The sequence below is a fragment of the Pluralibacter sp. genome, assembly GCF_019237635.1.
GTDB lineage: Bacteria > Pseudomonadota > Gammaproteobacteria > Enterobacterales > Enterobacteriaceae > Enterobacter_B.
Genome location: NZ_JAFAGS010000179.1, coordinates 1 through 8,589, shown reverse-complemented (window position 1 = coordinate 8,589; position 8,589 = coordinate 1). Strand labels below are relative to the sequence as shown.

The 8,589-nt window shown below is 59.1% G+C and carries 7 protein-coding genes and 1 pseudogene; 5 read left to right on the top strand and 3 right to left on the bottom strand.

Going from position 1 to position 8,589, the window contains the following annotated elements:
* The coding region (gene opgB / locus JO226_RS20995; RefSeq protein WP_296407042.1) for a phosphatidylglycerol--membrane-oligosaccharide glycerophosphotransferase at positions 1-1,660 on the top strand (1,660 nt) is incomplete at its 5' end.
* Here the strand turns inward: opgB and JO226_RS20990 are convergent.
* Positions 1,635-2,459: an N-acetyltransferase gene (locus JO226_RS20990; protein ID WP_296407038.1), complete on the bottom strand. Its 825-nt coding sequence runs from the start codon at positions 2,457-2,459 to the stop codon at positions 1,635-1,637. The genes opgB and JO226_RS20990 overlap by 26 nt on opposite strands.
* Before the next feature lie 92 nt (positions 2,460-2,551).
* Between JO226_RS20990 and JO226_RS20985 the strand changes: the two are divergent.
* Positions 2,552-2,644: pseudogene (locus tag JO226_RS20985) on the top strand (GNAT family N-acetyltransferase); the annotation flags it as partial.
* Here the strand turns inward: JO226_RS20985 and tsr are convergent.
* On the bottom strand, positions 2,641-4,308 hold the full coding sequence (gene tsr / locus JO226_RS20980; RefSeq protein ID WP_296407036.1) for a methyl-accepting chemotaxis protein: 1,668 nt from the start codon (positions 4,306-4,308) through the stop codon (positions 2,641-2,643). The pseudogene JO226_RS20985 and the gene tsr sit on opposite strands and share 4 nt — an antisense overlap.
* A 333-nt stretch (positions 4,309-4,641) precedes the next feature.
* Between tsr and JO226_RS20975 the strand changes: the two genes are divergently transcribed.
* The 3 genes from JO226_RS20975 to yjiA all read left to right on the top strand — a co-directional run bounded on the left by JO226_RS20975 (position 4,642) and on the right by yjiA (position 8,029).
* Positions 4,642-6,795, top strand: coding sequence for a carbon starvation CstA family protein (locus JO226_RS20975; protein WP_296407033.1), 2,154 nt, complete (start codon positions 4,642-4,644; stop codon positions 6,793-6,795).
* Between the two features lie 66 nt (positions 6,796-6,861).
* Positions 6,862-7,065: a YbdD/YjiX family protein gene (locus JO226_RS20970; RefSeq protein ID WP_296407031.1), complete on the top strand. Its 204-nt coding sequence runs from the start codon at positions 6,862-6,864 to the stop codon at positions 7,063-7,065.
* A 10-nt stretch (positions 7,066-7,075) separates the two neighbouring features.
* Entirely contained in the window at positions 7,076-8,029 is a 954-nt protein-coding gene (gene yjiA, locus JO226_RS20965) for a GTPase (RefSeq protein ID WP_296407030.1), read from the top strand.
* Between the two features lie 53 nt (positions 8,030-8,082).
* Here yjiA and JO226_RS20960 read toward each other — a convergent pair.
* On the bottom strand, positions 8,083-8,589 hold a 507-nt coding region (locus JO226_RS20960), incomplete at its 5' end, for an esterase-like activity of phytase family protein (RefSeq protein WP_296407028.1).

Here is an 8,589-nt window from a genome sequence, read left to right as displayed (position 1 = left end):
CATTGCCGGGATGGTCGCCTCCCAGTGCGGCATACCGCTGTTCGCGCCGTTTGAGGGCAACGCGTCGGCCTCCGTCTCCAGCTTCTTCCCGCAAAACGTCTGCCTTGGCGATATCCTGAAGAACTCCGGCTATGAAAACTACTTTATTCAGGGCGCAAACCTGCGCTTTGCCGGGAAAGACGTCTTTTTGCAGTCTCACGGTTTCGACCACCTCTACGGCGCCGAAGAGCTGAAAACCGTGGTGGCCGACCCGGCCTACCGCAACGACTGGGGTTTCTATGACGACACCGTACTGGATGAAGCGTGGAAAAAGTTTGAGGCGCTGTCGGCGTCCGGCAAGCGCTTCTCACTGTTTACCCTGACCGTCGACACCCACCATCCGGACGGTTTTATCTCCCGTACCTGCCAGCGTAAAAAGTACGATATCGGCGGCAAAGCCAACCAGTCGTTCAGCGCGGTGAGCTGCAGCCAGGAGAACATTGCGGCGTTTATTGCGAAGATAGAAGCCTCGCCGTACTTCAAAAGCACGGTGATAGTGGTCTCCTCCGATCATCTGGCGATGAAAAACACCGCCTGGGATTACCTGAACAAGCAGGATCGCAACAACCTGTTCTTTATCCTGCGCGGCGACCAGCCGCAGCAGGACGTGGTGGGCCTGAAACGCAACACCATGGATAACGGCGCCACGGTGCTGGACATTCTCGGCGGCGATAACTTTATCGGCCTCGGGCGCAGCAGCCTCTCCGGGCAGTCGCTGTCGGAAGTCTTCCTGAACATGAAAGAGAAAATACTGGCGTGGAAGCCGGATATCATCCGCCTGTGGAACTTCCCGAAAGCGATTAACGATTTCACCGTCGACAGCCAGAAGAACATGATGGCCTTCTCCGGTTCGAATTTCCGCCTGCCGTTGCTGCTGCGGGTTTCCGACAACCGCGTGGAGCCGCTGCCGGAAAGTGAATACTCCGCGCCGCTGCGCTTCCAGCTGGCCGATTTCGCGCCGCGCGATAACTTCGTCTGGGTCGACCGCTGCTACAAGATGGCGCAACTCTGGGCGCCGGAACTGGCGCTCTCCACCGACTGGTGCGTCTCTCAGGGCCAGCTCGGCGGCGTGCAGAAAGTTCAGCATATCGACAAAGCGCAGTGGAAAGGTAAAGCGGCGTTTAAAGACACGGTAATCGACATGACGCGCTACCAGGGCAACGTCGACCGCCTGAAAATTGTCGATAACGACATTCGCTATAAAGCCGACAGCTTTATTTTCAACGTGGCGGGCGCGCCGGAAGAGGTAAAACAGTTTAGCGGGATCTCTCGCCCGGAAAGCTGGGGCCGCTGGTCAAACGCGCAGCTTGCCGACGAGGTGAAAATTGAATACGCCGCGCCGCTGCCGGAAAAATTCGACCTGACGATCACCGCAAAAGCCTACGGACCCAACGCCAACCACCCGATACCGGTGCGCGTTGGCGACAGTGAGCAAACGCTCACTCTCAGCAACGAGGTCTCCACCACCACGCTGCATTTCGACAACCCGACGCGCAGCCATCTGCTGACCATCGCGCCGCCGGACCCGCAGTCCACCAATGAGGGGAATATTCTCGGCCACTCGCCCCGCAAGCTCGGCATCGGCATGGTGGAAATCAAGGTGGTGAACCGCGAAGGGTGATGCGCATTTCGTATTGCTGGATAGCCATCGTCGTGTAGCCCGCCCCGTGAAACAGCGGGGTGAAGGACTCGGGCACCGCCGCCGAGGTGCCCAGCGCCGGAAACTGCTGGCCCAACGCCCGCAGCATCTCGCGCGCTAACCCTCGCCCGCGCGCCCGCGGCTCAACCCACAGCAGTTGCAGCTGCGGCTTCGCCGTGATGCGGGAAATCACCGCGTACGCCTGGTGACCCAGCGTCCAGGCCTGGCACGGCAGCGTGCACAGCGAAAACGGGTCCAGCACCCACGGCAGGCTGCCGTCGATCTCCGCCGCGGCCCGGCGCACCAGCGCCAGCACGTCCGTCTCCTGCAAAATCCCCTCCGGCACGAACTGCGGCGCGCTAACGTAGCCGCAAAGTCCCCGCCGAACCTCAAACCCCAGCGACTGATACAGCGCCACGCCCGCCGGATTCTGGCGGATCACCTCAAGCCACATCTGCCGTACGCCTTTTTCCCGCAGCGAGGCCAGCAGCGCCGACATCATGCGCTTGCCCACCCCCTTGCCGCGATGGCGGGGATGCACGGCAAACGCCGCCAGTCGGGCATCATGGCCGCGCCGGGCGACAATGGCGATCGCCGCAGGCGTATCGCTCTCCAGCCAGATGCAGGAGTCGACCAGGCTCATCCCCTCCGCCGTAAAGCGCTGCACGAAGACATCCACCACCGGCGCGAACGGTACGATATAGTCGGTAAAACAGTCCCCCAGGACAGAGGTGAGCTGCTCGCCGCTAAAGTGAGTCGCCGGAACGGCAATAAATTGCATACGCATCTCCCAGGGTCGCTGTTAAGCGAAAACGGTGAAGAATCAAACTATAGCGCTCATTCTCACGGTTCGCCCAACGTCGGACGCGGGTATTGCGGCAGAAACTTGCAGAAGAGGCGGCGCATGGCCTGGCGCGAGAATCGCGCTGCGCCATGCGCCTGATGCTTAACCGGCCAGCCGGTTAAAACGTTTCCCAGTTGTCCCCGGCGTCGGTCGACGCGGCTTTACGCAGGGCGGCAGGTTTGTGCTCATGATGTTCAACGGCACGTGCGCGCTGGGCGGATGCCTGCGCGTGCTGAATGCGGAAAACAGCCACCGCCTGGGTCAGACGGCTGGCCTGTTCTTCCAGCGCGGCGGCGGCAGCGGCGGACTCCTCCACCAGCGAGGCGTTCTGCTGGGTCACGCGGTCCATTTCGGCCACCGCCAGACCGACCTGGTCGATACCGCGGCTCTGCTCATCAGAAGCCGACGCAATCTCGCCCATGATATCGGTCACGCGAGTCACCGCGTTGACTATCTCATCCATGGTCTCACCCGCGCTTTCCACCAGAGTAGACCCTACGTCCACGCGGCTGACGGAGTCTTCGATCAGGCTCTTAATCTCGCGCGCCGCCTGGGCGCTGCGCTGCGCAAGGTTGCGAACCTCACCGGCAACCACCGCAAAACCGCGACCCTGCTCACCCGCACGGGCCGCTTCCACGGCGGCGTTCAGCGCCAGGATGTTGGTCTGGAAGGCAATGCCGTCAATCACGCTGATAATATCGGCGATTTTCTGCGAACTGGAGGAGATGTCGCGCATCGTCTGCACCACATTATCCACCACTTTACCGCCTTTCTGCGCAGTTTCAGACGCGCTCAGCGCCAGATGGCTCGCCTGGCGGGCGTTCTCGGCGTTCTGCTTCACTGTGGCCGTCAGCTGTTCCATGCTGGCTGCCGTCTCTTCCAGCGACGCCGCCTGCTGCTCGGTACGGGAGGAGAGATCGTTGTTGCCCATCGCGATTTCGCTGGCGCCGCTGTAGATAGCGTCCGCGCCGTTACGCACTTCGCCCACCGTGCGCATCAGCTCGCTCTGCATATGACGCAGCGAATCGGCCAGTTGGCCCATTTCGTTGCTGCCCTGCACGTCGATCGGTTTCACCAGGTCGCCGCCAGCGATGTGGCGAATGCTGTCGATAAGGCGAGTCATCGGGTGGATAAGCGTTTTGTGAATCCCCATCCAGACAACCACGATAACCACCAGCACCGCGATCATCACGCCGATCAGCACCCAAATCGCCTGGTTGTAGGAGCTGTTGTTATCCGTCACCGCCAGCTCGTACAGGCGGTCGTTCTGCCCGAGGTAGTTCACATAGGCTTTTTCGAAACCGTCCTGATAGCTCTGGGTCGGTTGGTCGAAGAAGTCGTTGATTTTGCCTGCGCCCAGCAGTTGAATCAGTTCGGCCAGCGCGCCGTGGTAAATATCGTAATTACGTTTGATTTCAAGGGATGCCGCGTCATCCTGGCGCAGATCGCGCGGCAGCGATTCGTACTCCGCCCAGCGTTTTTCCGCATCATTAAGGGATTTGGTGGCGATTTGCATCAGTTCGTTCACCGTTGCCCCGCTGCCGATGTGGTTCTGATCCATCATGTAACGGATCCCGGCGCGGTTCAGGGTGTTACGGGTCTGCAGCAGCGCAACCCAGCTGCCGTTCAGCGTGGACTGCTGCTGGCGGATGGTCTGCAAAACGGTGAAGTTTTCTTTGTCATGCTTGAGAGAGTTAAAGAACATCCCTCCTGATGTCAGTTGCAAAAGGCCAAATAACACAAGAACCAGCACGAGGCTGGTGACAATTTTAATTCGGTTTAGCATGTTGTTTTTTTCCAATGGTGAGTTATCGGGGTTTTCGGCCAAAAAAGCGAAAACTTTAGCCAGTAATCACCTTGCTGCTGGAAAAACACGCAATGAATACGAACAAAAACGCCGCAAGCCATACCGTGATCATTATCACATTTATTGATTTGTCAGCCACTTAGCCAAACCGCTTACCCCGACAAACAACCACTCAGCGGCGCATACAACCACTCAGTCATTTTCCGCCCCATCCACGCGCGATGCTCTGGTAAAATCGCTCCTAACCTAAGCAATACCTCACGCAAAGCAACACAGACCTCACTATTCATCCTAAAAAAGCCAGGTTTTACTATGGATACGAAAAAATACCTTAAGCACATACCCTGGATGGCCCTCGGGGTCATCGGGGCATTCTGTTTGTCGGTTGTGGCACTCCGCCGGGGCGAGCACGTCAGCGCCCTGTGGATCGTCGTCGCTTCCGTTTCGGTTTATCTGGTGGCTTACCGCTACTACAGCCTTTATATCGCGCAGAAGGTCATGAAGCTTGACCCAACGCGCTCCACCCCGGCCGTCATCAACAACGACGGTCTGAACTACGTGCCGACCAACCGCTACGTGCTGTTCGGCCACCACTTTGCCGCCATCGCAGGCGCTGGCCCGCTGGTCGGCCCGGTGCTGGCCGCACAGATGGGCTACCTGCCAGGTACCCTGTGGCTGCTGGCGGGCGTCGTGCTGGCCGGTGCGGTGCAGGACTTTATGGTGCTGTTTATCTCCTCGCGCCGTAACGGTTCTTCGCTTGGCGAGATGGTCAAAGAAGAGATGGGCCGCGTACCGGGTTCTATCGCCCTGTTCGGCTGCTTCCTCATCATGATAATCATCCTCGCGGTACTGGCGCTTATCGTGGTGAAAGCGCTGGCGGAAAGCCCGTGGGGCGTGTTCACCGTCTGCTCGACCGTGCCGATTGCGCTGTTTATGGGTATCTACATGCGCTTCCTCCGCCCGGGCCGTGTGGGCGAAGTGTCGGTGATTGGTATTGTGCTGCTGGTCGCCTCCATCTACTTCGGCGGCGTTATCGCCCAGGACCCGTACTGGGGCCCGGCGCTGACCTTTAAAGACACCACCATCACCTTCGCGCTGATTGGCTATGCCTTTGTCTCCGCCCTGCTGCCGGTATGGCTGATTCTGGCGCCGCGCGACTACCTGGCGACGTTCCTGAAAATCGGCGTTATCGTCGGTCTGGCGCTCGGCATCGTGATCCTCAACCCGGATCTGAAAATGCCGGCGGTCACCCAGTACATCGACGGTACCGGTCCGCTGTGGAAAGGCGCGCTGTTCCCGTTCCTGTTTATTACCATCGCCTGTGGCGCCGTTTCCGGCTTCCACGCGCTGATCTCCTCCGGCACCACGCCGAAACTGCTGGCGAACGAAAACGACGCCCGCCTGATCGGCTACGGCGCGATGCTGATGGAGTCCTTCGTGGCGATTATGGCGCTGGTTGCGGCGTCCATCATCGAACCGGGTCTCTATTTCGCGATGAACACCCCGCCGGCCGGTCTTGGCATCACCATGCCTAACCTGCATGAGATGGGCGGTGAAAACGCGGCGATGATCATGGCGCAGTTGAAAGATGTGAGCACCCACGCGGCGGCGACCGTCAGCTCCTGGGGCTTTGTCATCTCCCCTGAGCAGATCATGCAGACGGCGAAAGACATCGGCGAACCATCAGTGCTGAACCGCGCAGGCGGAGCGCCAACGCTGGCGGTCGGTATCGCCCACGTGTTCCACAAGGTGCTGCCGATGGCCGACATGGGCTTCTGGTATCACTTCGGTATTCTGTTCGAAGCGCTGTTTATCCTGACCGCACTGGACGCCGGTACCCGCGCAGGCCGCTTTATGCTGCAGGACCTGCTCGGCAACTTCGTCCCGTTCCTGAAGAAAACCGACTCCCTGGTGGCGGGCATTCTGGGCACGGCAGGCTGTGTGGGCCTGTGGGGCTACCTGCTGTATCAGGGCGTGGTTGACCCGCTGGGCGGCGTGAAGAGCCTGTGGCCGCTGTTCGGTATCTCTAACCAGATGCTCGCAGCCGTCGCGCTGGTGCTCAGCACCGTAGTGCTGGTGAAGATGAAGCGCACCAAATACATCTGGGTAACCGTGGTTCCGGCCCTGTGGCTGCTGCTCTGCACCACCTGGGCGCTGGGTCTGAAGCTGTTCAGCAGCAACCCGCAGATGGAAGGCTTCTTCTTCATGGCTAACCAGTACAAAGAGAAGATTGCCGCAGGCGGCGCAGACCTCACCGCGCAGCAGGTTGCCAACATGAACCATATCGTGGTGAACAACTACACCAACGCGGGTCTGAGCATTCTGTTCCTGGTGGTGGTATACAGCATCATCTTCTACGGCATCAAAACCTGGATGAAGGTGCGTAACACCGACACCCGTACCGACAAAGAAACACCGTACGTACCGGTACCGGAAGGCGGCGTGAAGACCTCTTCACACCATTAAGTTAGCAATGTCACTGCAGGCCCGGTAAGCGTAGCGACACCGGGCTTTTTCTATCTGGAAAGCACAATGTTTGGTAACTTAGGCGAAGCAAAAAAATACCTCGGTCAGGCGGCAAAAATGCTGATTGGTATTCCGGATTACGACAACTATGTCGAGCACATGAAGACCAACCATCTGGATAAGCCGTACATGACCTACACCGAATTCTTCCGCGAGCGCCAGGAAGCGCGCTACGGCGGAAGTGGAGAAGGCGGCGTACGCTGCTGCTAAAGGAGAGATCATGACCCCGATTGCCGTTACCCTGCTGACCGGCTTTCTCGGCGCGGGAAAAACCACCCTGCTGCGCCATATTCTTAACGAACAGCACGGGTTTAAAATCGCCGTTATCGAAAACGAGTTTGGCGAAGTCTCTGTCGACGATCAGCTGATTGGCGACCGCGCCACGCAGATCAAAACCCTGACCAACGGCTGCATCTGCTGCACCCGTTCCACTGAGCTGGAAGACGCCCTGCTCGACCTGCTCGACAGCCGCGATCGCGGCGACATCGACTTTGACCGTCTGGTGATCGAATGCACCGGCATGGCCGACCCGGGACCGATTATTCAGACCTTTTTCTCCCACGACATTCTCTGCCAGCGCTATCTGCTGGACGGCGTGATTGCTCTGGTCGACGCGGTTCACGCCGACGAGCAGATGAGCCAGTTCACTATCGCCCAGTCGCAGGTGGGCTACGCTGACCGCATCCTGCTGACCAAAACCGACGTGGCGGGCAATAGCGAAAAACTGCACGAACGCCTGACGCGCATTAACTCACGCGCGCCGATTTACACCGTGACGCACGGCGATATCGACCTTTCTCAGTTGTTCAATACCAACGGCTTTATGCTGGAGGAAAACGTCACCTCAAAACCCCGCTTCCACTTTATGGCCGACAAGCAGAATGACGTGTCGTCTATCGTCGTCGAACTGGATTACCCGGTGGATATCAGCGAGGTGTCGCGCGTGATGGAAAACCTGCTGCTGTCGTTTGCCGACAAACTGCTGCGCTACAAAGGCATGTTGTGGATTGACGGCGAGCCGAACCGTCTGCTGTTCCAGGGCGTCCAGCGCCTGTATAGCGCCGACTGGGACCGTCCGTGGGGCGATGAAACGCCGCACAGCGTGATGGTGTTTATCGGCATTCAGCTGCCGGAAGAAGAGATTCGCGCGGCGTTCTCCAGCCTGCGCAAATAACCGCACAAATCCGTCCCTCTCCGCAATAGTGGAGAGGGTCAGGGTGAGGGGATTTACATCAGCGCTTCAGGCAGCGTCACTACCCACAGCTCGCTGTCCGACTCCGGCTTCTCCAGCGGCTTCACGCCGATAGTGGTGGCAACCGCGTTACCCTCAACGGTAAGCGCGCCCTGCTCGTTGACCCGGTAATCCTTAAGCTTCTTGCCCGCAACCGGGTTTTGCAGCACCGTTTTCACGCCGAAGTCGTTATCGTTGGCCACCGCCAGGGTCTTACTGTCGATAAGCGCCAGCCCCTCGGCTTTTTCCTGCTGCCAGCCGAGCTGGCGCAAATCGACCGCCAGCGTTTTGTCGGCAAGCGTAATCCCGCGCGCCGCCAGCGCGTTCGCATCCGCAAACTCCGGGTATTCGCCAGGCTTATCGAACGCCGCCAGGTCGCTGGCCTTGCTCAGATCCACTTTATAGATAAGGTTGCGCATCGCGCCGTCTTTATCGCCGCCCTGCTCGATAATCAGGATATGCTGATTGTCGAGCGCCACGATATCGCCTACCTTGGCATCACT